The sequence below is a fragment of the Candidatus Poriferisodalis sp. genome, from assembly GCF_965237655.1.
Classification (GTDB): Bacteria; Actinomycetota; Acidimicrobiia; order Acidimicrobiales; family Poriferisodalaceae; genus Poriferisodalis.
In genome coordinates, this window is the sequence record NZ_CBDEGB010000001.1 from 1,236,110 (window position 1) to 1,257,505 (window position 21,396).

The window sequence follows — 21,396 nt, forward strand, 5'->3', positions numbered from 1 at the left end:
GCGCACGCTCAACAAACAACACACACCACACCCCAATTGCCGACCACCCTCCTAGAGCACCTGTGTCCAGGCCAGCTCGGCCGCCGAGGCCGATTCGGACACCGCCGCAGCGAAGTCGTCCGCGGTCGACTGGCGGTCCCGCAGCACCGGGTCGAGGGCGTACCGCCGAGCGTGCTCCACGTGTACCGCCGGCACGGGTTCGGGCAGCGGCGTGGGCGCCCGACGCTCGAAGTCCCGTTCGAGATAGATCCAGCCGGTGGCAAGGCTGCCGAGCGGCTCGCGGTCGAGACTCGTGGTGCACCCGAGCCGTGCCGGCGGACCCCGGTCAACGTCGAAGGCAAGCGGCACGGCGAGGTCGTCGTTCATGGCGAACGTCGCGTCGAGTACGCCGTCGGCAACCAGCGCGTAGTCGCACAGCTCGCCATCGGCGGGGAGCGGCTCGTGGATCAGCACCGTGACCGCACGGTCAGCCACCACCTCGTACAGACGGTTCGCCGCGCCGACCACGTACCCGCCGACGACCTCGGCATCGATGGCATCCCACACCCGGTGCGGTAGCCGTCGCGCTCGCGTGAGCGCATGGGCTGTGCGTGTCAGCACGAGCGCACGATGTCCCGGCTCGATCACCTCTGCGAGCAGCACCTCGCACATGTGGGCAGACACCGGGCCGCGACTGCGCAGGTGCGGCCATGCGTACGACGTGCGCAGGTCTGCTGTGTCGGTGACGGCATCGAGGTCCAAGTCGTAGTCGAGCCCCAGCACGCGCATCGGCGCACCGCCGCCGACGAAGCGGCGGTTCACTTCCCAGACCGCGCTCAGCACGTCCAGGTACTCGCGGTAGGCGAAGTTGTGCCGGATACCCCAGCGCAGTAACGCCTCGCGTGCGAGTGGCTCGTCGAAGGTCGTGCCAGTGACCACTGCATCGAGCCGCGCTTGGTCGTCGACGCATGCGTACTCGATTGCCACGATGCCCACGCCGGATCGGTATGCAGCGGCAACGAGGTCTTGCAGGAACAATCCGGCACGTCGCGTCGGGGTGTGGTGGCCGACGAACACGACCTGGTGGCGTTCGAAGAGATCGCTCACATAGGTGAGCGGGTCGGTGCCGTGGGCTCTCAGCCAGTCGGCAAGCTCGTCGACCAGCACTGGCTGTATCGGCGGCAGCTCGCGGCGGTTCCGGTACAGGGCAATTCGCTCGAGCAGCGCGCGGTCACCTCGACGCTCGTCCACCCGCTCCGACAGTACCGGGCAGGTGATCGTTGAGCCAGCCTTTGGAACTCCGGATTCAGTGCCGTCGCAGAGAGGCCGAGGACCGACGTCGAACGGCGCAGGACTCACCGAGACGGGTTGGCCGCGGCAACGCCGCGTATGGTGGTCGCCGATCCGAGCCCGCTTGCATCTGGGTGCGAGCACGGCGACGAATCCGCGCCGCAGGCGCAGAAATGAGACGGGAGCGCGACGCCGACGTGGGAATGCGCCTGTACGACACCGCGCAGAAGACGGTCGTCGAGCTGGAGCTCGGCGATCACGTCGGCATGTACGTGTGCGGCATCACGCCCTATGACGCCACACACCTCGGACACGCCGCCACCTACCTGGCATACGACCTGATCATCCGCCGGCTCGAAGACATGGGCCACACCGTCACGCTGGTGCGCAACTACACCGATGTCGACGACAGCATCCTGCCCAAGGCGTCCGAGCTGGGCGAGCACTACCTGTCGCTGGCCGAGCGCGAGATCGACCGCTTTGCAGCGGACATGGCGGCGCTGGGGGCGCGGCCTGCTGCGCACGAGCCTCGGGCCAGTCGGTCCATCGACGCCATGATCACCATGATCACCAAGCTGCTTGACGCCGGTCATGCCTACGTCTCGGCCGATCGGGTTTTCTTTGACGTGTCGACCTTTCCCGGTTTCGGGAAGCTGTCTGGCTACAGCGCCGAGCACATGACAACGCTTGCGGCCGAGCGTGGGGGCACTCCCGACGATCCCCGCCAGCGCAACCCGCTCGATTTCGTGCTGTGGCAGGCCAGCGCAGATGGCGAGCCCTCGTGGCCGTCTCCGTTCGGTCCGGGGCGGCCCGGCTGGCACATCGAGTGCTCCGCGATGGGCCACGCAGCGCTCGGTGAGACCATCGACATTCATGGGGGAGGCGGCGACCTCATCTTCCCGCACCACGAGTGCGAGATCGCCCAGAGCGAGGCGATTCACAGCGCACCGCTTTCCCGCTACTGGGTGCATGCGGGCCTCGTCTCCTACCAGGGCCACAAGATGTCGAAGTCGCTCGGCAACCTCGTGTTCATCTCGGATCTGCGCGCCCGCATCGACCCGAGGGCAATCCGGCTGGCGCTGATGGCGCACCACTACCGCTCCGAATGGGAGTGGTTCGACTCGGAGGGCCTCACCGCTCAGCGCGACCTGGACACATTGGTTGGTGCGGCGGTCGGGGCGGCGCCAGCCACAGGATCAGCCGGCGGGTCATCGGGCCTGCTCGCTGAGGTGCAGGCTGTGTTCGATGACGATCTCAATGCCCCGATGGCCCGCGATGCGCTGCTCGATGCCGCTGCAGCAATCGAACGCGGGGCTGCGGGCGCAGTGCTGCGGGGCGAATTGGTGGCTGCTGCGGCGCTGTGTGGCATCGAACTCAACAGGCCGCCTGCAACTGCAGCGAAGTGACAGGCTGCAACCGCAGCGCCATGACACAGTGCGCTCCGAATCTGGTGTAGGGCAATAGCGATGGTGACGCTGGCTGTGGTCAACCAGAAGGGCGGCGTGGGCAAGACGACGGTCGCGCTCGGCATCGCTGAAGCCGCTTGTGCTGCGGGCCACAGCGTGCTCGTCGTCGATCTGGACCCCCAGTCCAACGCATCTGCCGGCCTCGGTGTGTGGAATGCCTCCCCGAACATCGACGGCGCGCTGGCGGACGCGACGCCCGGTGCGGCTCTGGCGACAGTCGTGAGCAGTGGTTGGCCGCCCGATGGCCCGTGCCCGCAGCTGGTGCCTGGCAGCTACGCGCTGGCAAGCCGCGAGCCTCAGATGGCCGCCGACCTTGTCGGTGCTCAGGATCGTCTGCGGATTGCCCTGGCTGGCGTGAACCATGATCTCGTGCTCATCGACTGCCCCCCGTCGCTGGGACTGCTGTGCATCAATGGGCTGTTCGCAGCCGATCGGGCCCTCGTCGTGACCGAGCCGGCAGCCTGGGCGGCCGATGGCGTCGACCTGATGCGGTCCACGATCAATCGGGTTGCCCAGCGTCAGGGCACTCCGACGGTCGCCGGCGTCGTGTTGAACCGAATGGGGCGCACACGCGACAACGCGTACTGGGCTCAGCAGCTTGCCGAGCGCTTCGTCACCGAGCTCATGCCACCGATCCCGCAGCGAGCCGCCATTGCCGAGGCCTCGGGGCAATCACGACCGCTGCGGGCGCTCGGACGCCGGCCCGGCGCGCCCGAGGCGGTGCAGGCATTTGACGAATTGTGGGCAGACCTCCAGCGCCGGTTGGGCTGAGGGGCCAACGGTACGCTCAGGCGTGAGGCTTCACCATGGCCAACTATGACCCGAACCGACCGCGGCCGAGCATTGACGGGTCGGCCGCGCTTCCAGGCGATGCACTGCCCGATGAGGCTCAAGAGATGCCGCCGGCTGCGTCTGCGCACCCCCTTGACACCGATTCCGATGCTGATCCGGCTCCCGCCCCTGCGTCGCACCTCCTGCCGCGGCACGCCGAGCCCGTCGACCGCCGCCTGCTTGCGGCCTTCGGAGGCGCTGTTGCAGTTGGATGGCTGATCACAGCGGTTGTCGCATGGTGGCTGTGGCGACGCTGGCGTCGACGCTGAGAAACCATCCACGCTCGCAATGATCAGATGGGCCACGCTGTGAATGTGGAACCCCACGCCGGCAGCGTCACTGCCGATGTTGCCCGTGACGTCGAGGCTCCCCACAGCTTGAGCCCTTCAGGCGCGTCGACGTTTCGGCAGTGCGCGAGGCGCTGGAAGCTCCGCTACATCGACAAGCTGCCGGACCCGCCCGGCGAGCCAGCGCTGCGCGGCACCTTCGTGCATCACGTGCTTGAGGAGTTGCTCGCGGTCGCACCCTTGCAGCGCACGCTCGAACGCGCGCGTGCCATCAGCCGGGACCTGTGGCCACAGTTGGCAGACGACCCCGACTTTGCGGCGCTGGAACTGCCGGCGGAGAACGAACGCGCTTTTCGGTGGAATGCGTGGCGCGATATCGAGGGCTACTTCCAGCTGGTCGACCCCACACAGGTCGACGTGGTGGATCGCGAGCGCGACGTCCAGACGTCGCTGGAAGGGGTGCCCTTCCGGGGCATCGTGGATCTCGTGGACCGGGTGCCCGATGGGGTGCGCGTCACCGACTACAAGACGGGCCGTCCGCCCGGGCAGCGCTTCGTCGACAGCCGGCTGTCGCAGGTCTGGCTGTATGCAGCTGCGCTTGAGACAGTGGGCAACGACGTCAGTGAGGTGCGGCTTCTCTACCTAGGTGAGACAGGCTCGGGCCGCGACGACCGGAAGCCCACCGAGATCGCTCGTCCATTCGATCCGGATGCAGTCTCAGCGGCGGTCAACGAGCACAGCAGCACCTGGGATCGGATCGCCGAGGCCACAGCCTCCGGCCGCTTCGAACCCACTCCGGGCCCGCTGTGCAGTTGGTGCCCCTACCGCGACGACTGCCCCGAAGGCCAACTCGAGCATCAGCGGAGGCACGGGCTGGCTGCGTGAGCCAGCCCGCATCTAGCTCGGCTGGCTGCGTGAGCCACGCCCGGTTCGTTCGCGCCATGCTGTAGGCCGACCTTGCGAACCGGGGAGCATCGAGATGAATTACGAGCAGATCACCGTCACCGACCGCGACGACGTGCGGGTGCTGACGCTGAATCGGCCCGAGAAGCTGAACGCGTGGACACCGCGCATGCATGCCGAGCTGACCCACGCCGTGCAGGCCGGCAACGACGACCCGTCTGTCGGCGCATTCGTCGTCACGGGAGCGGGTCGCGGCTTCTGTGCCGGCGCGGACATCGCTGAGGTCTTTGCCGCCCGGATCGCTGCTGCCGACGAAGCCGGCAGCAGCGTGGGCGAAGCAGCTGCCGAAGGTGATGCCGCTGCCGACGACTGGGTCCAGCTGGTGCGCGCATCCAAGCCCATGGTGGCGGCCATCAACGGCGCCTCAATCGGTATCGGCCTCACCATGGTCCTGTCGATGGATTTCCTGGTTGCTCACAGCGAGGCAAAGCTGTCGTGCCGGTTCGTGAAGATGGGCGTCACGCCTGAGCTGGCGTCGTCGCACATCCTCATTCAGCGCTGCGGCTGGGGCGCGGCGTCAGATCTCGCTTTGTCCGGTCGGATTGTCACCGGGGCCGAGGCTGCCGAGATGGGCCTTGTCGACGAAGTCACCGATGGAGATGTGTTTGACGCGGCGCTCGCACGTGCGCGCAGCTACGCGGAGAATCCGCCCACCATGCTGCAGTTGACGAAGCAACTGCTCTCCGACAACGGATCCGACACCGATCTGCGTGCGGTGCAGCGGCGGGAGCTGGAGGCGCTCAACGTGGCTCGCGCGTCTGACGACCATCGTGAGGCCGTCGCTGCTTTCCTCGAGAAGCGCCCGCCCAAGTTCCGGTGAGCCGACATTGACAGGTCTCCGGCCCCCAGCAGTACCGGAACGCTGAGCCTCCAGACCTATGCCTGAGCTGCCGGAGGTCGAGGTCGTCCGGCGACAGCTGGAACGGCCGCTGCTCGGGCGTCAGATCGCCGAGGCCTGGGCACACCCATCGCCCAAGTTCGTCTCCGGTCCCGATGCGGTCGGCAGCGAGGTGGAGGCGCTGCGACGGCGCGGCAAGTACCTGATCGCAGAGCTGGACTGCGGGCGCGACCTGGTCGTGCATCTCGGCATGACGGGCCGGCTCTGTTTCGCCTGGCGCGCCGACGCTGCGGGTGCCCCACACGACAGTTCCCCTCAGACCTTGGCGGTCCGCCCCCTCGATGGGCCTGCAGCCGACGTGATGGGCGATGCCATCGGCGACGTCACGGCAGCCGGCAAGCTCGCGGAGCGATACTCCATCGGTCGGAGCGACCCGTACGTGCGCGCCTGGTGGCACCTCGACAACGGCGAGGTGCTGTGCCTGCACGACGTCCGGCGATTCGGCCGGGTAGCGGTCTGCGACCGGGGCGACTACCGCGACCTGCCCACGCTTGCGGCGATGGGTCCCGAACCACTCGATCCCCGCTTCGATGCGGAAGCGTTCTGGCGGGCCAGCAGGCGATCCAGCCAGAGAATCAAGACGCAGCTGCTGAACCAGCGGCTGGTCGCCGGCATCGGCAACATCTACGCCGACGAGGCGCTCTTTCTGGCCCGCATCGACCCCTCAGCGCGCACGATTTCGAAGCCGCGAGCCGAACGGCTGCTGGCGGCACTGCGGGACGTGCTCGTCGCCAGCATCGAGCGCGGCGGCAGCACGCTGCGCGACTACTACAGCCTCGAAGGCGCTGGCGACAATCAGAAGTACTTCGTCTGCTACGGCCGAGCAGGCGAACCGTGCGTGCGCTGCGGTACCGAAATGCGCCGCCGGGTGCTGGATCAGCGTTCCAGCACCTGGTGCCCCAGCTGCCAGTACCGCTGACGCGCCATGCAGGGCTGCGTCTCAGGTGCATACTGGCGACACGCCCATCGTGCGATCGGGGGTCAGCGTGGACAACGAACTGTGGCGATGGGTCTGGGTCGCGGTCGCGATGGTCATGGGCATTGGCGAGATTTTTACCGCCGGCTTCTTTTTGCTTCCGTTCGCGATCGGCGGCGTGCTGGCCGCAGCCGCAGCGTGGCTCGACCTTTCCGGCGCCGTCCAGTGGCTGCTCTTCTTCGGCGGCACCGGCGCGTCGATGCTGGTGCTGCGACGATTCATGGGCCACCAGGACAGCCCTGACGATCTTCCGGTCGGCGCGTACCGCTATATCGGCATGGAGGCTCGGGTCATCGAAGACATCGACATCGTCGAGAACACGGGCCGCGTCCGAGTCGAGTCCGACGAATGGCGAGCCGTCACCGATACCGGTCCGGTGAAAGAGGGATCCTTGGTGCGAGTCACCGCGATTCGAGGCACCAAGCTCCTGGTCGAATTCGCCGAGTCACCGCCGCCCGATTATGTGCCGCACGGTGCGGCCTCGGAGCCGGCTTCGGTTGCCGAGGCGGCTTCGGAAGGCGACGTGAGTGATGCAGACGCCGCCGAAGGCACACAAGACGACGAGACCCCGTCTCCAAGGAGCGAGTGATGGACAACATCGACGCAGGAGTGATCCTCCTGGCAATCATCGCACTGGCGATATTCGTCATTGCAGCGAAGGGCCTGCGCATCGTGCGGCCATTCGAACAGGGTCTCATCGAGAATCTTGGCAAGTACCGCACGACGGTCGATCCCGGTCTGCGCTTTGTGATCCCCTTCATCCAGCGCATGCTCAAGGTGGATATGCGCGAGCAAGTGGTGGACGTGCCGCCCCAGGAGGTCATCACCAAGGACAACGTGGCGGTGACCGTCGACGCTGTCATCTACTACGAGCCGACCGACCCGGTGAAGTTGAAGTACGCGGTGGGCAGCTTCATCATCGCCGTGACGAAGCTGGCGCAGACCAATCTCCGCAACGTGATTGGTGACCTGCAGCTTGACGATGCGCTGGTGTCGCGCGAGATCATCAACTCCAAGCTGCGCCAGATTCTCGACGACGCCACCGACAAGTGGGGCACTCGGGTGGTGCGCGTCGAGATCCAGCGGATCGAACCACCTCCCGACGTCACCCAAGCGATGCACCGTCAGATGAAGGCCGAACGTGACCGCCGCGCGGTCGTCACTGAGGCCGAGGGCGAGAAGCGCTCTGCGATCCTGCAGGCCGAGGGCGTGAAGCAGTCCCAGATCCTGCGTGCCGAGGGCGAGGCTGAGGCCATCAAGCGGGTGGCGGAGGCTGACAAGTACCAGAAGCTCACGGTCGCCGAAGGCGAGGGCCAGGCCATCGAGCGGGTGTTCTTGGCCATTCACAATGGCGATCCGACCGACGACCTGATCGCCATCAAGTACCTCGAGGCGCTGCAAGGCGTTGCGAACGGTCAGGCCACCAAGATCTTCCTGCCGCTCGATACCAGCGGAGTGCTCGGCGCCGTGGCAGCAATGGGCGAGATGTTCCGTGAGAGCAGCGCTTCGGCAAGCGGCTCGAACGGCGCCCCGGCCGGCGAGTAGCCCCCTAAGACAGTCGACCTGACCTAAGACGGGTGAGCAATTCGAGGTCGCTGGCCACTGCGGATGACGTGACGCCGCGTGTGCGGCAATACGTTGTGCTCGACATCGAGACGATGCCGTTGGTGGGCCTCGGCCCCAATCAAGACATCCGCGAGATCGGCGCACACCGAGTCGAAGTCCTGGCGGACGGCAGGCATTCCGTGCATCCGGATGTATTCCACCGCTTGGTACGCAGCGAGTTCGTTGGCACAGCTCCCGACACGGGATCCGTTCCGTGCACAGCGGTGGACACTGTCTCCGCCAATCTGAGCGCCGGCTTGGTTGCCTGCCGGGACGCACTCCTGGACTTGGCGCAGTACTGCATCGGAAGTCCCGTGGTCGCTCACAACGGGCGGCTTCACGATTTTGCCGTGCTCGATGAAGCCTGTCGCCGCTGCGATGTCGCAGCGCTTCACGACGACCGGCTCGACAGCTTGGATCTTGCTCACCTAGCTGCTCCGCGGGTGGGAAGCGAGATGAGGCCGAACGCCGACGGGTCGGTGCCACCGGCGAGTCGCAGTGTTGACGATCTTACGGCGTGGCTCGGTGTTGCTGTTCGGCCTTCGGAGCGGCATCGGGCCGTTCCTGATGCGCAGCTGACGGCGGTGCTGATCGAGCGGATGCTGAAGATGATCTCCGACCCGTCGCCGGCACGCCGGCTGCAGCGCTGGATCCTGCACGCTGGCCAGCATCCGTGGGCGCGCTTCATGGAGGCACCGCCTGCTGGCACGTCTGTGATCGATTGCTTGAGAAGTGCTGAGGCACGTCGTCTCGCAACAATGGGCGGGCAGCCGAGCGCCGCCGACATGGATCATGTGATGCGCGACGCCAAGGGCAACGCGGCAAACGCCGAACCCGTGGTAACGCTCGATGAAGCGGCGGTTCTGGCGCCGTTGAGCCCCGGCGGGGTACTCGTCACCGGCGATGGCCGTGCCTACAGATCCCAGCAACGCGAGATGGCCACTGCGGTGCTCAGGTCGCTCGCTGACGGTTTCGGCGTCAACAATGAAGACTCGGCTGCCCGGACGCGACGACTGGCGGTCGAAGCGCCGACTGGCACGGGCAAGACGTTGGCATATCTGGTGCCTGCGGTGGCATGTGCGCAAGCGCGAGGGCACCCGGTTGCGATTGCGACGCACTCCAAGGTGCTGCAGGATCAACTCCTCACCGACATCGAGCTCTACCGCAGGGCTGTTGGCGACGTCCGATGGGTGCTGCTCAAAGGCATCGCCAACTACGTTTCCGTCGCCTACCTTGACGCAGCCATCGGAGCCGGACCCGACGGACCGATCGAAGCGCTCGGTCTGGCAGTGATGACCGGGTGGGCCGCTCAGACAGTCACCGGCGACTGGGATGACTTGAGCATCTCGCAGCTCGAAATCGCTTGGCCGCAGCTCGTGGCCCTGCGATCGCGCCTGAGCGTGGACGAAGTACGTGAATTCGCCGCTGACGACGCCGATCGCATGTGCTTCTATCGCCGCGCACTCGCCGGCATTTCCTCGGCGGACATCGTGGTCGCCAACCACGCCGTGCTCGCGACGCTCGGCAGGCTCGTCGAGGAGGTGTCGCATGTCATCGTCGACGAAGGCCACAACCTCGAAGAAGCCGCGACGAGTGCGCTGACCGAGACCATGGGCGGCGCGGCGCTCGCCGTGTTGTTCGACTGCGTCGCGCACGTCGACAGCGGTGCCGGCGTGCTGCGTCGATACTCGGTGGCAGCCTCGGATGACTCGTCAGCTGAGCAAATCGCCGCGGCTCTGGATGCCTTGACACAGTGCCGTGAGGCGCTGGCAGATCTGGATCGATGCATCGTCGACTACATACGAGGTCGCACAGAGGTGACCGTCGAGGCGGCCGCAAGCTTCGGAGTCTCGCACCGGCTGAGGCCCGGACTCGATACCAGTCGGGCAGAATTCGCGCCCGCACGCCGAGCAGCGCGGGCACTGTCCGAACGTCTGCGGCGGCTGAGCGGATGCATGGCATTGGAGCCGCCCGCATCTGCGCTTGGAAGCGTTCGTTGGCGTCACATCGAGTCAGAGCTGGGCTGTATTAGTCGTCAGGCGCGAACTGCAGCCGAAGTGCTCGCCGACACCACATCGGCACGGGACGACAACAGCTGGATCAGCATTGTCGATCTCCGTTGTCGCAGGCCTGTCGACAGCGGCAAGACAACTTGGGAGTGGTCGATGCGACGGGTGCCGGTGTCCGTTGACGAACACTTGCGCGCAAAGTGGGAAGAACTGGATTCGGTCGTGCTGACCTCGGCCACTCTGCGCGTCGACGGCGAGTTCTCCTTCGTGCTCGAGCGGATCGGGTTGTCCGATGCCCAGCGACTCGCCTTGCAGACGCCGTTCGAGAATCTCTCACAGAACGAGCTCCTGGTGCTTCCACGCCACTTGCCGGTGCCCCGCGGAGGATCGATGGCGGAGTTCACCAAGGCAGAGGCCGACGAGATCGCGCGCCTTGTTCTGGTCGCACGCGGTCGGACACTCGCGCTGTTCACCGCCTCGGCTCGCATGGCACATGCACGCGACCATCTCTGGCGCGTGCCCGAGCTCCGGTTGCACGGACTTGGTGTGATGTGCCAGGGCGATGCCCCATCGGGCGAGCTTGTGGAGCGGATGCGTACCGACGCATCGTCGAGCCTGCTAGCCACGCGCTCGTTCTGGGAAGGCGTGAATGTGCCCGGCGAAGCGCTGAGCCTGTTGATCATCGAAAAGTTGCCGTTTGCTGCGCTCGGAGATCCGGTGGTGGCGGCACGCATGGCCGAACTTGAACGCCGCGGAGAGGATGCCTTTAGCCGCTATCTCGTGCCCGAGGCCGTGCTTCGATTCACACAGGCAGTCGGCCGCTTGGTGCGAACGGAGTCGGACCGTGGCGTGTGCGTCGTGCTTGACAAACGGATTCGAGGCAGCGCGCCGTATGCCAGCGCCTTCCTGGACTCGCTGCCCGGCCGCCGTCAATAGACCGACCTCGAACGGCGAGCGCGGCCTACGCAGCGGTCGCCCAGCACTTGGGACTCCCATATGGCGCACCCGGCGAAGCGGAGCTGCGAGCACTGCCATCCTCCGACCCGTGGCGAGAGCTCGAAACGTTGTCAGACGCGCAGGATGCTGCAACCCGAACGGAGAATCTTGACGAACTACTGGAGCGGGCGCGTAAGTTGCTTGGCTTCGATGAATGGCGTCCGGGCCAGCGAGAAGTGATGCGCAGCTTCGCAGAGGGCCACGACACGCTGGCGGTGATGCCCACCGGAGCTGGCAAGTCGCTCACGTACCAGTTGCCGGCAATGCTGCGTCCGGGTCTGACACTGGTCGTGTCTCCGTTGGTGGCGCTGATGCGCGATCAGGTCGAGGGTCTGCGCGAACGCGGGTTGACCCGAGTGGCGGAACTGCGTTCGGGTCAGAGTCAAGGTGAGCAAGCTGAGGTGCTGCGGCGCGCTCGCGACGGCGAGTACAAGCTGCTCTACGTTTCCCCAGAACGGTTGTGGTCAAGCCGCCTACGACAAGCATTGGCTGACGTCGAGATCTCAGCCGTGGCAATCGACGAGGCGCACTGCGTCTCCCAATGGGGCCATAGCTTCCGCCCCGAATACCGAGCCATCGCCGAAGCGCTGCGTGAGCTGTCGCCTTTGCGGCGCCCGACGGTGTTGGCGGTGACAGCCACGGGCACTCGCGAGGTCACCGAAGACATCGTGGCGTGCCTCGGCATCGGGGGCACGGCACGCAGGCACGAAGTGGACCCTGACCGCAAAGAGCTCCTTTACTTCGTCGAGGACTGTGACTCGCTTGACGACCGCGATGTTGTCGTGATGCGGATCGCCGAGGCGTACCGGCTTCGAGCGATGATTGTCTATGTGCCGAGCCGAGCGACGGCGGTACGCCTGTCAGAGCTCTTGCGACTCGACGGTCACACGGTACGTCCGTATCACGGCGGCATGTCGACGGCGCAACGCGTGCACACCGAGGAAGCCTTCCGTGCGGGGGAGATCGACATCGTTATCGGCACTAACGCATTCGGCTTGGGCATCGACAAGCCTGACGTGGAGGTGGTCGTCCATCTCGAGATGCCCGCGTCGGTCGAGAGTTACGTGCAAGAGGTGGGGCGAGCGGCGCGAGGCGCCACCGATGGCAGCGGACCGAGCTTCGGACGCTGCATCCTGTTGAGGACACCCGGTGACTGTGGCGTGCACGAGTCATTCGTCAGGGACGCAGCGCCCAGTTCGGACACGGTGAAGCAGCACTGGAGGTCGTTGGAGATCGCCGGTGAGCGCACCGGTGGGCCGGTAGCGCTGACCCGGGTCAACGAGGACCGCCGCGCTGCTATGGACAGGGACAGCAGTCACCTCGAGCTGGCTGCGCATCTGCTGGTTGAGCAGGGGTGCGCTCAGCGCGTCGAGGACATGATCGAAGAAGGCATCGTTCGAGTCCTGCCCGGTGCGGCTCAGCTTCACCGTTCCGAGAGTGGCCCAGGAAGGCTGAGCGAGGATGCGCGCGAGATCCTGAAGTCGCTCGAGGGAGTGAGCGAGCGGTCCTTCGGCATTCGCTCTTGGGCGGCGGAGCTGGGCTGGTCGTCACCGCGCAGACTCGAACGAGCGCTGATTGACCTCAGTCATGCCGAGGCCCTCGAACTGACGGCATGGCAGGTCTCGCCACTGTGGCGGCGCGTCCCCGGGAGCACTCCGGACTTCGCGGCAATCGGCGCATCACTCGAGCAGCGCAGGCGTGCCGTTCGCAATCTCAGCGACATGGCGAAGCGCTATCGAGATAACCGCCACGACTGCCGCCGTCGAGTGTTGCTCGAATATCTCGGTGCGGCCGAAGCGTCGAGCTGTCATGCGTGCGATGTGTGCAGAGGCGATCTTGAACGACCGTGGGAACAGGTCGTGATCTCTCGCCAGCACATTGACAAAGCCGTTGACGCGGCGACCGTCATATTGGAGATCGCGGGAGAGGTGCCGCCGGGCGATCCGAACCGCCGGTCGCCGTCGCGGCGCAACATCGAACGGTGCCTGGCTGGCGAGTCCGGCGAGGGCACCCGCAACGAACTCCCGCTTCCGCTGCGCACACACCGGCTGTACGGCCGTCTCGCTGCGCTCGGGGGGCGCGGAGTGCGGCGCGAGATCGATCGCCTCTTGCGCGCAGGCCAGCTACGCATCGAGCGCATCGAGGAACAGCGCGTAAGTTGGGAAGCGCTGCGCGTCGCGTCGTAGCCAAGCATTCGCTCTTCGACATCGCTGGTTAGCAGGAGTTCCACTTCGTGCGCACTGGCGATCGCATCGTGCAGTGACCTGCTGCGCCGAACGTCGCCGCTACCGTGAACGTCACTCATGGCTTTCTTGCTGCCTGCGAATCTTGTCAACAACATGGCAGTGCCGCCGCCGCTGCGGCAGGCAGCGCAGGTCTTCCGGGACTGGCTTCCGGAGCAAGTCACGGTGACGCTGTATGCGCAGAACGCGACCCGATCTGACGATGACGACTCAACCTCGGCCGATTCGCAAGGCACGACGAGCAGGCCGTACCTCGTTGTGCTGCACCCGTCGCTTGGCATCGTGTTCTTGGACTTCGTTCCCGGCAGCACCGCTCGTAACCTCGCGACCAAGCGGCGGCCACATGGCGTTTTGCAGCGACTCGCCGGAGAAACACGGAGCCGATTGGGGCACCTGTCCGAGGAAGTCCGAGACCGGCTTGTTGCCCAGGGCCTCAGCGAAGCCAGAGTCCCGGTTGCGCTCGCGGTGGCGGCGCCTCGGTTGACGAAGGCGAAGGTTCTGGCCGCGGGCAAGTCCCGCGTGGATCAGTTCCTGCTGCAAGAAGACTTCTCCGCCGCATCGATCGAATCGGCGCTCGAGCGGGTGCTCGCCCGCTCGAACGGGGAGCGAGGGCGCGCCGACGTGGGCCTCAGCGCGGCCGAAGAGCGCCGGGCACGAGCAGCGCTGAATCCGCGACTCGTCGTGAACAGCACTGCGCAGGCCGAGCAGGGTCAGCTGGTCTTCCGGCCATCAAACGGTGGTGAAGACGTTGTGCAAGTGCTGGACCGCCAGCAGGAACGTCTTGCCGAACATCTCGGAGACGGTTACCGGGTCATCAAAGGCGTAGCCGGATCTGGCAAGACGCTGGTGCTGGTGTTCCGGGCACGGCACCTTGCACGGCACTATCCCAATTGGCGAATCCTGCTGACCTGCTTCAACCGGCCATTGGCATGGTCGTTGGAACGGCAACTCGAAGATTGCGCCAATATCGCTGTACGAACTGTCGATGGATTGGCATCGGCCATTTGCGGGAATCTTGGGATTCGGACAGATCATCTGGGCAACGCGAAGTATGACCGCCGTGTGGGGGAGGTGAACCGAGCGCTCGACGCCGGCAGAGTCCCCGAGCGCTCTCGCTACGACGCAGTCTTGATCGACGAGGCGCAGGACCTCGACGCCAGCAGGACCCGCATGGTGTTCGGGCTCCTGCGGCATCCGTGGAGTGATTTCGTGGTCGCCCTCGACTCTGCGCAGAACCTCTATCGGCGTCAGCCCGGACTGCCGCCTCCGGCGCAGCATCGGCCCGGCTCGACCGACACCACCGAAATCAGCGGACGGGGCCGGTCCGAAGTGCTTCGAGTCAACTACCGCAACACCTATGAGATCTTGAAGTTCGCCGATGACTTTCTTCGGGCTGGCGGCGTGCCCGAAGGCGGCGATGAAGAAGACCCGGCAACGTTCATTCCGCCCGAAGCCGCCGAACGGTCGGGCCCCGCGCCCGATGTGCGTCACTTTGAGTCGCACCTCGAGGGATACCAAGCCGTCTGTGAGGCATTGCGCAGATCTAGTGCAGAAGGCGTTCGTTGGTCCGATATGGCGGTCTTGGCGGGGAACCGGGGCGGGCTGAGCGATTTCGAGCACTTGGCCCGTCGGCAGGAAATCCCGACGTTCAAGCTGGCCGATCTGAATTCCGACGGAACCGAACCGGGTGACGGCGCGCGCCTGTCGACGTTGCAACACGCCAAGGGCCTCGAGTTCGCACGCGTGTACATCATTGGCGTGGACGACATCCGGGGGGGTCCGAGCACCGATGACACCCTGCGGCGTCGCCTGCTCTATGTCGGCATGACTCGCGCCACCGATCTGCTGAAGATAGCGGTCAGCGGTCATGGATCGATTGTGGATGCCTTGCTGGAAGCACGGGTTGTGTGAGTTCACAGGTACGGGCTGAGATCCTCCGTCTTGATGAGATGCACTCGGCCCTCGGGTATGAGAGCCTCAAAGAGGACGATCACGTGCCCGATCCCGGTAGCGGACGGTGCACGTAAGCCTGCGTAACCGGCCAGCGCAGCTGTCTCGCCGATCAGCTGGCACTTGGACCAGTCTGCGGCACGGATGTCGTCCCGGCTGAGTCCGAGTGCGTCGAGAGCGCCGGGTACAGCAAGATCGACGAGCGGCATCTGATCGAGGTGCACATGGTGTAGCGCGCGGGGCAGCAGCGCGGAGCTCCCCCGGCCTTGTCCTGCTGCCATCCGACGGAACTCCGCCGCACACCCCGGCACGGAATCCGTGAGGTAAATGGCTGCGCTCCCTCCGCGACGATTCCAGCGGCCGCCGAGGGCTTGCGCACCGCGACCGGAGAGGGGCGGACGGTTGCGAGAAGTGTGCCGGTAGGCAATGAGATCCAGTGGTGTCGCGCCGAGCGAGTTCAGAGCCGATAGCGGGTCGTCCTCGGCCGTTTCGGTTGCATCGTCGCTGCCACTAGACCGTGATGCCGTCGGCGAGCGCTTCGATAAGGGCGAGAACGGATCGGTAGTCGCCCTGAGCGATTCGGTCGGCAGGCGAATCGTGGTCGAGCAGCCGATTTGGGGCGAACAGCCAAAGCGAGAATTCCGAAGGCTGGATGACTGTGGACGCCTGATCAGTGACGTACACCAACTCGAGCAGTCGCTGGCGGGCCCCAGGTTGGGGTGCGCAACTGCCACGATCCCAACGGGCGACTGTGCGCGCCGATGTACCGACGACGCGCCCGATGTCACTTTGGGTAAGCCGGGCTGCGTCCTGGAGTTCCCGAACCCGTTCGGCGATTCCTGCCGCCATGGAGCCCGTCCTTTCGGAAGTATGTCGACACGCTTGGATGTCATATATTCTGTCGAAGTTCTGTCAGTAACAATAGCTAGTGAAATGACTGAGCCCTTACCGTGCTGTCCTGTTCGGCCGAATGCTCGGCGAGTTCTCGGTACTCGAGGGCGCGGCCCGAATGAGCTTGGTCGATCGCGGTCTGAGGTCTGCGCACGCACATCGGTGAGACTGCCGCAGCCTGGTCTTCGGTCAAGCATGGTTTTGTGTCCGGTCGGCCATCGCGCGTCGCGGCTTTCGCGAATCAGTTGAGCCAGGGCTGCCGCACGAGAAATCTTGCCCGAGTGCTTTTGGGTGATATCGGAGCGCGCTAGGGCGCGGTCCGGCGGGTGGGCAACGCAGCGCGTAGGGTCCGCGCTCATGGCGCTGGGGTTGGAGTCCGTACTCGTCGGGTCATGGACTGACGAGGTGGCCGGTACTGGCGTGACAGTCGTACTGCCACCAGCGGGGACCCTGGGAGCGATCGCTGTGCGTGGGGGCGCTCCGGGCACGCGGGAGGCGGCGACGCTTGGCCCGACGGGCGCCGGGGTGGAATGCCACGGCGTCGTGTTGTGCGGCAACAGCGTGTTCGGGCTCGCGGCGGCCGACGGCGTCGTGCGGTGGTGCGCTGAGCAAGGCCGCGGGCTCAACATCCGCGACAGCATCGTTCCGGTCGTGGGCGCCGCGGTTGTGTACGACATCGCCTCGCCGCAGAGCACTCGGCCCACTGCAGCCGCTGGCTGGGCTGCGTGCGAAGCGGCCACGCCTGGCGATCCCGCCAACGGCCGGATCGGCGTCGGGCGCGGGTGCACGATCGGCAAGATCGCCGGACGAGATTTCTCCGTGCCGGGCGGACTGGGCACGGCAATCGTGCGCTCCGGGGACGTGGTGGTGGGCGCCGTCATGGCGGTCAATGCCCTCGGTGACGTCATCGGTGCCGACGGCACTGTGCTCGCTGGCACCACTGCGTCACCAGAGATGGATCGTTACCCGTACGCCCCAATCGAACTCATCGCCGGTTTCACCGGGCGCGGCACCGAGGTGCCCGATGGGGTCGACCCGGCGAGCGCGACCACCACGACAGACCATCCCGAGCGGGCCAACACCACCATCGGCTGCCTGGTCACCAATGCCCGGCTCACCAAGCCCGAAGCGTGCCGCGCGGCCGACTTGGCGCACACGGGCATCGCCCGGGCCATCGAGCCGCCCCACACCAATTTCGACGGCGATGCCCTCTTCCTGCTTGCGACAGGCGAGGTCGAGACCAGAGCCGACCTGATCGCAATGCTCGGCGCGCGGGCGGTGGCTTCAGCCATCAGGGCCGCCATCGCCACCTGAGGGGCTCGCGTCTGTGGCAATCTGGGCGCACCAGAGAAAGGGGGTGGTCCACACAATGGCGAAACGCAAGAGGACTCTGGAGGTGGCCGGGCGCTGAGGCGACCCGCTTCCGAAGAGGGGCCGCCTCCATCAGGTGGCGACTCCAACCCGGACCACCGAACCCCACAAGATCCGCGTGCTGGTCCTCACGCGGCTGCAGCCCCGCCAAGCAGCGGAGGCGCGACAACGATCTTCGGGTAAGCACAGGCCCCGGTAGAGATGCCGGGGCCTGTTCGCGTCTGACGAGCCACTACTAGGGTCCGCTCATGGATTTCGACTGGCCGGACGATGATGATCCTCGCCGTGTTGCGGTGCGCAACTGGCTCGACGACCACGACGGTGCGCCCAGCCAGGAGGCACTGGCGCACGCCGGCTACGTGGCACCGCACTGGCCCAAGCCCTACGGCCTCGAAGCCGACCCGATCACCCAGCTGCTGATCGACGAGGAGCTGGCCAGCGCAGGCATCCGCCGGCTGGCCGCCGGCATCGGTCTGGGTTGGGCCGGCCCGACGATTCTGTACGGCGGAACGGATGCGCAAAAGGAGCGCTACCTGTGGCCGATCCTGACCGGCGAGGAAGTGTGGTGCCAGCTGTTCTCCGAGCCAGACAGCGGCTCAGATCTCGCCAACCTGGCCACGCGGGCTGTGCGTGACGGCGATCGCTACATCGTGAACGGCTCGAAGATCTGGTCGTCAGGAGCGCACCGCAGCAAATTCGGCATCCTCATTGCCCGCACCGATCCGGACGTGCCCAAGCACCGAGGCGTGTCGTATTTCATCTGCCCGATGGACACGCCGGGCCTCGAACTGCGCCCGATCATCGACATGACCACGGCCTACTCGTTCAACCAGACGTTCTTCACCGACATGGAGTTGCCAGTCGAGAACCGCATCGGGGACGAGAACGACGGGTGGCGCCTAGCGAAGATCACGCTGGGCAATGAACGGGTGTCGCTCTCGGGCGAGGGCGCGCTGTGGGGCAGCGGTCCCAGTGCTGCCGACCTGCTCGACATCGTCCGTTCCGCTGGTGGCCTCACCGACCCGGTCATGCGTGACCGCGCAGCGCAGTTGCACATCGAGGGTGAGGTGCTGCGTCTCATCCGGCTGCGGACACTGAGCGCGCGCCTGCATGGGCGCCAGCCCGGACCCGAGGCCAGCGTGCGCAAGGCGCTTGCCGACGATCACGGCCAACACGTGATGACGCTGGCAAAGGATCTCGCCGGGGCCCATGGACTGCTGACACACACGGGCCCGCTCGGCACCTCGCCGGAGTTCCCGAAGTCTCAAGCCGTCGTGGAAGGCTGGAACGGCTGGCACGGCGGCTACCTGTTCAGCCCGGCGCTGACGATCGGCGGCGGCACCTCGGAGGTGCAGCGAAACATCATCGCCGAGCGAGTGCTGGGCCTCCCTCACGACGTTGACGTCGAATCCGGCAAGACCTGGGCGGAGTCCCGCGCGTCACTAGCCTGATCCTGCCCTGGGCTGGCCCGCGTTTCGCTGCACAACGCTGGCTGTGGTTATAATGTAATCACAATTTGCCGGTGCCAGCAATGGTGCTGATGGCGCATGGAGGCCTGCATGGACGCGAGAATCGTGCCGATCGGCAACTCACGCGGCGTCCGGCTGCCGAAGCCGCTCATCGAGGAGGCCGGCCTGGGCGAGCGTGTCTCGCTGCGCGTCGTGGACGGCGGCGTGCTCATCGAGCCCCGGCCTGAGACGAGGGCAGGGTGGGCCGAAGCGGCCCGACTGGCTCGCGAGCGAGACGACGACATCGGCACCGAGTCTTGGCCGCCGACCCGGTTCGACACCGACGGATGGGAATGGGAACCCGCGAGGGAAGACGCCCGATGACGCCCCGACGCGGGGATGTGTTTCTGTGCAGCCTGGATCCCGCCGTTGGCTCGGAGATTCGCAAGACCCGTCCCGCTGTGGTGATCTCGCCCGACGAGCTCAATGAGCACTGGGCGAGCTGTCTGGTTGCGCCGATGACCACCGGTAGCCACCCCTACCCGTTCAGAGCCGCCTGCCGGTTTGACGGCGTGCGCACTCACGTCGTGTTGGATCAGATGCGGGCGGTGGACAAAGAGCGGCTTGTGCGCAACCTCGGCCGGCTCCCGGCGCCGACGACCGCGCGGGTGCTCGCCGTCGCGCGCGAGATGTTCGCCGACTGACCTCCCCACGCCGGGCTGCTGCTACCGACTAGTGCACGTCGGGGGCCGCTTCTCGAGGAACGCCTTGACGGCCTCTTTGGTGTCCTCGGTGGTGAAGTTGAGCGACTGCGCCATGCCCTCGCCCTCGAGCGCAGTGGCGAAGTCGGCGCTGGCGTTGAGGGTGAGCAGACGCTTGGTCATCGCGATCGCAATGGGGGACCGGCGGCAGGCCGATGAGCCGAGGCAGGATCCACGTGCCTCCGAAGTTCACCGAGAGGCCGCGGTGGGTCTCGCGCTGCGCCCGATGGCTCAGCTTCGCTGTGTGGCCCAGGCGGTGAGCCGCTCGACGGTCTGTTCCATGTCGTCATTGCTGCCGGCAAACGAGAAGCGAATGTAGCGGTGGCCTTCAGCCGGGTCGAAGTCGATGCCGGGTGTGGTGGCGATGCCCAGTTCCCCAAGCCAGACAGCTGCCAGCTCGGCGCTGTCGTCGGTGAGGTGATCGACGTTGGCGTAGATGTAGAACGCCCCGTCGGGCGGAGCGATGCGATCAATCCCGGCGCCCGGCAGACCGTCGAGCAGGATCTGGCGGTTTGCGGCGTAGCGGGCCACGTTGGCTTCGAGCTCGCCGATGCTGTCGAAGGCCCCCAACGCTGCGTGCTGAGAGACCGTGGCAGCGGCGATGGTGGCGTTCTGGGCGAGGCGCTCGACGGGCGCCACAAGTTCGGGTGGCAGCAGCAGCCAGCCGAGGCGCCAGCCGGTCATCGAGAAGTACTTGGAGAAGCTGTTCACCACGACAGCGCTTGGGCTGTACGCCGTCGCAGTGGCCGCTTCGCTGCCGTAGGAGATGCCGTGGTAGATCTCATCGGAGATGAGCCGGACGCCAGCTCCGTGGCACCAAAGAGCGAGCCGACCCAACTCGTCGGCGATGAGCATGGTGCCGGTCGGATTGGCGGGGCTGGCCACCACCAATCCATCGAGCGGGCCGGCACCTTCAACCATGTCGGCCGTGAGCCGGAATCCCGTCTCGGGTGTGACTGCAATCTCGACGACGTCGATGTCCAGCGCTTCGAGCGTGTTGCGGTAGCACGGATAACCTGGAGCCGTCACTGCCACGCGGTCGCCCGCCTCGAAACACGAGAGGAACGCGAGCGTGAACGCACCGCTAGCGCCCTGGGTGATGACGATGCGGCCAGGGTCGGCCTCGTGGTCGTACCAATCGGCGTAGTGTTGGACCAGCCGGGCACGCAGGGGCTCGATCCCGACCGCGGCGGTGTAGCCCAGCACGTCGTTGTCGATTGCGGCCTTTGCGGCCGCACGCGCACCCGCAGGCGCGGGCGTGGACGGCTGGCCGACCTCCATGTGCACGACATCGCCACCCGCAGCTTCCCGTTGCGCGGCGGCTCGCATCATCTCCATGACGAAGAACGGCGCAATGTCTGCGCGCCCGGAAACCTTGAGTCCGCTCACGCTTGGGTCTGTCCCCGCATAGCGCCAGATGCTAAGAGCCTGG

The 21,396-nt window shown here is 66.1% G+C and carries 20 protein-coding genes; 15 read left to right on the top strand and 5 right to left on the bottom strand.

Annotation, left to right across the window (positions count from 1 at the left end):
• Positions 1–51: 51 nt before the first annotated feature.
• Positions 52–1,230 (bottom strand): hypothetical protein, encoded by a 1,179-nt coding sequence (locus ACPXYO_RS05970; RefSeq protein WP_423917659.1) that lies wholly within the window; start codon positions 1,228–1,230, stop codon positions 52–54.
• Positions 1,231–1,442: 212 nt separating this feature from the next.
• Here ACPXYO_RS05970 and cysS point away from each other — a divergent pair, with 212 nt between their 5' ends.
• The 11 genes from cysS to ACPXYO_RS06025 all read left to right on the top strand — a co-directional run bounded on the left by cysS (position 1,443) and on the right by ACPXYO_RS06025 (position 15,454).
• Positions 1,443–2,675, top strand: a complete 1,233-nt coding sequence (gene cysS, locus ACPXYO_RS05975) for a cysteine--tRNA ligase (RefSeq protein WP_423917661.1) — start codon at positions 1,443–1,445, stop codon at positions 2,673–2,675.
• Positions 2,676–2,735: 60 nt separating this feature from the next.
• The gene (locus ACPXYO_RS05980) at positions 2,736–3,506 is read left to right on the top strand and encodes a ParA family protein (protein ID WP_423917664.1); all 771 of its coding nucleotides are present in this window, start codon (positions 2,736–2,738) and stop codon (positions 3,504–3,506) included.
• 35 nt (positions 3,507–3,541) lie between these two features.
• A complete protein-coding gene (locus ACPXYO_RS05985) occupies positions 3,542–3,835 on the top strand; it encodes a hypothetical protein (protein WP_420622902.1) in 294 nt (97 codons plus the stop codon).
• Between the two features lie 45 nt (positions 3,836–3,880).
• Positions 3,881–4,738: a RecB family exonuclease gene (locus ACPXYO_RS05990; RefSeq protein ID WP_423917668.1), complete on the top strand. Its 858-nt coding sequence runs from the start codon at positions 3,881–3,883 to the stop codon at positions 4,736–4,738.
• A gap of 94 nt (positions 4,739–4,832) precedes the next feature.
• The gene (locus ACPXYO_RS05995; RefSeq protein ID WP_423917671.1) at positions 4,833–5,636 is read left to right on the top strand and encodes an enoyl-CoA hydratase/isomerase family protein; all 804 of its coding nucleotides are present in this window, start codon (positions 4,833–4,835) and stop codon (positions 5,634–5,636) included.
• A 58-nt stretch (positions 5,637–5,694) separates the two neighbouring features.
• Positions 5,695–6,633: a bifunctional DNA-formamidopyrimidine glycosylase/DNA-(apurinic or apyrimidinic site) lyase gene (gene mutM, locus ACPXYO_RS06000; RefSeq protein WP_423917674.1), complete on the top strand. Its 939-nt coding sequence runs from the start codon at positions 5,695–5,697 to the stop codon at positions 6,631–6,633.
• A gap of 67 nt (positions 6,634–6,700) precedes the next feature.
• On the top strand, positions 6,701–7,279 hold the full coding sequence (locus tag ACPXYO_RS06005) for an NfeD family protein (RefSeq protein ID WP_423917677.1): 579 nt from the start codon (positions 6,701–6,703) through the stop codon (positions 7,277–7,279).
• The gene (locus ACPXYO_RS06010) at positions 7,279–8,235 is read left to right on the top strand and encodes an SPFH domain-containing protein (protein ID WP_423917680.1); all 957 of its coding nucleotides are present in this window, start codon (positions 7,279–7,281) and stop codon (positions 8,233–8,235) included. Before ACPXYO_RS06005 ends, ACPXYO_RS06010 begins: the two co-directional genes overlap by 1 nt.
• A gap of 32 nt (positions 8,236–8,267) precedes the next feature.
• Complete coding sequence (locus ACPXYO_RS06015) at positions 8,268–11,240, top strand: helicase C-terminal domain-containing protein (protein ID WP_423917683.1); 2,973 nt, start codon at positions 8,268–8,270, stop codon at positions 11,238–11,240.
• 197 nt (positions 11,241–11,437) lie between these two features.
• On the top strand, positions 11,438–13,486 hold the full coding sequence (locus tag ACPXYO_RS06020) for a RecQ family ATP-dependent DNA helicase (protein WP_423918702.1): 2,049 nt from the start codon (positions 11,438–11,440) through the stop codon (positions 13,484–13,486).
• Between the two features lie 117 nt (positions 13,487–13,603).
• The gene (locus ACPXYO_RS06025; RefSeq protein ID WP_423917686.1) at positions 13,604–15,454 is read left to right on the top strand and encodes a DEAD/DEAH box helicase; all 1,851 of its coding nucleotides are present in this window, start codon (positions 13,604–13,606) and stop codon (positions 15,452–15,454) included.
• Between the two features lie 2 nt (positions 15,455–15,456).
• Here ACPXYO_RS06025 and ACPXYO_RS06030 read toward each other — a convergent pair whose 3' ends face one another.
• Positions 15,457–16,107 (bottom strand): RES family NAD+ phosphorylase, encoded by a 651-nt coding sequence (locus ACPXYO_RS06030; RefSeq protein WP_423918705.1) that lies wholly within the window; start codon positions 16,105–16,107, stop codon positions 15,457–15,459.
• Positions 16,004–16,342, bottom strand: a complete 339-nt coding sequence (locus ACPXYO_RS06035) for a hypothetical protein (protein WP_420446466.1) — start codon at positions 16,340–16,342, stop codon at positions 16,004–16,006. Before ACPXYO_RS06035 ends, ACPXYO_RS06030 begins: the two co-directional genes overlap by 104 nt.
• A 399-nt stretch (positions 16,343–16,741) precedes the next feature.
• Between ACPXYO_RS06035 and ACPXYO_RS06040 the strand changes: the two genes are divergently transcribed.
• The 4 genes from ACPXYO_RS06040 to ACPXYO_RS06055 all read left to right on the top strand — a co-directional run bounded on the left by ACPXYO_RS06040 (position 16,742) and on the right by ACPXYO_RS06055 (position 19,907).
• A complete protein-coding gene (locus tag ACPXYO_RS06040) occupies positions 16,742–17,698 on the top strand; it encodes a P1 family peptidase (protein ID WP_423917689.1) in 957 nt (318 codons plus the stop codon).
• Between the two features lie 305 nt (positions 17,699–18,003).
• Positions 18,004–19,206 (top strand): acyl-CoA dehydrogenase family protein, encoded by a 1,203-nt coding sequence (locus tag ACPXYO_RS06045; protein WP_423917692.1) that lies wholly within the window; start codon positions 18,004–18,006, stop codon positions 19,204–19,206.
• Positions 19,207–19,314: 108 nt separating this feature from the next.
• Complete coding sequence (locus tag ACPXYO_RS06050; RefSeq protein WP_423917695.1) at positions 19,315–19,587, top strand: AbrB/MazE/SpoVT family DNA-binding domain-containing protein; 273 nt, start codon at positions 19,315–19,317, stop codon at positions 19,585–19,587.
• Positions 19,584–19,907 (top strand): type II toxin-antitoxin system PemK/MazF family toxin, encoded by a 324-nt coding sequence (locus ACPXYO_RS06055; protein ID WP_423917698.1) that lies wholly within the window; start codon positions 19,584–19,586, stop codon positions 19,905–19,907. The genes ACPXYO_RS06050 and ACPXYO_RS06055 overlap by 4 nt, the downstream gene beginning before the upstream one ends.
• Before the next feature lie 21 nt (positions 19,908–19,928).
• Here ACPXYO_RS06055 and ACPXYO_RS06060 read toward each other — a convergent pair whose 3' ends face one another.
• Positions 19,929–20,087: an enoyl-CoA hydratase/isomerase family protein gene (locus tag ACPXYO_RS06060; protein WP_423917700.1), complete on the bottom strand. Its 159-nt coding sequence runs from the start codon at positions 20,085–20,087 to the stop codon at positions 19,929–19,931.
• 108 nt (positions 20,088–20,195) lie between these two features.
• Positions 20,196–21,353, bottom strand: a complete 1,158-nt coding sequence (locus ACPXYO_RS06065) for a pyridoxal phosphate-dependent aminotransferase (protein WP_423917703.1) — start codon at positions 21,351–21,353, stop codon at positions 20,196–20,198.
• Positions 21,354–21,396 lie beyond the last annotated feature (43 nt).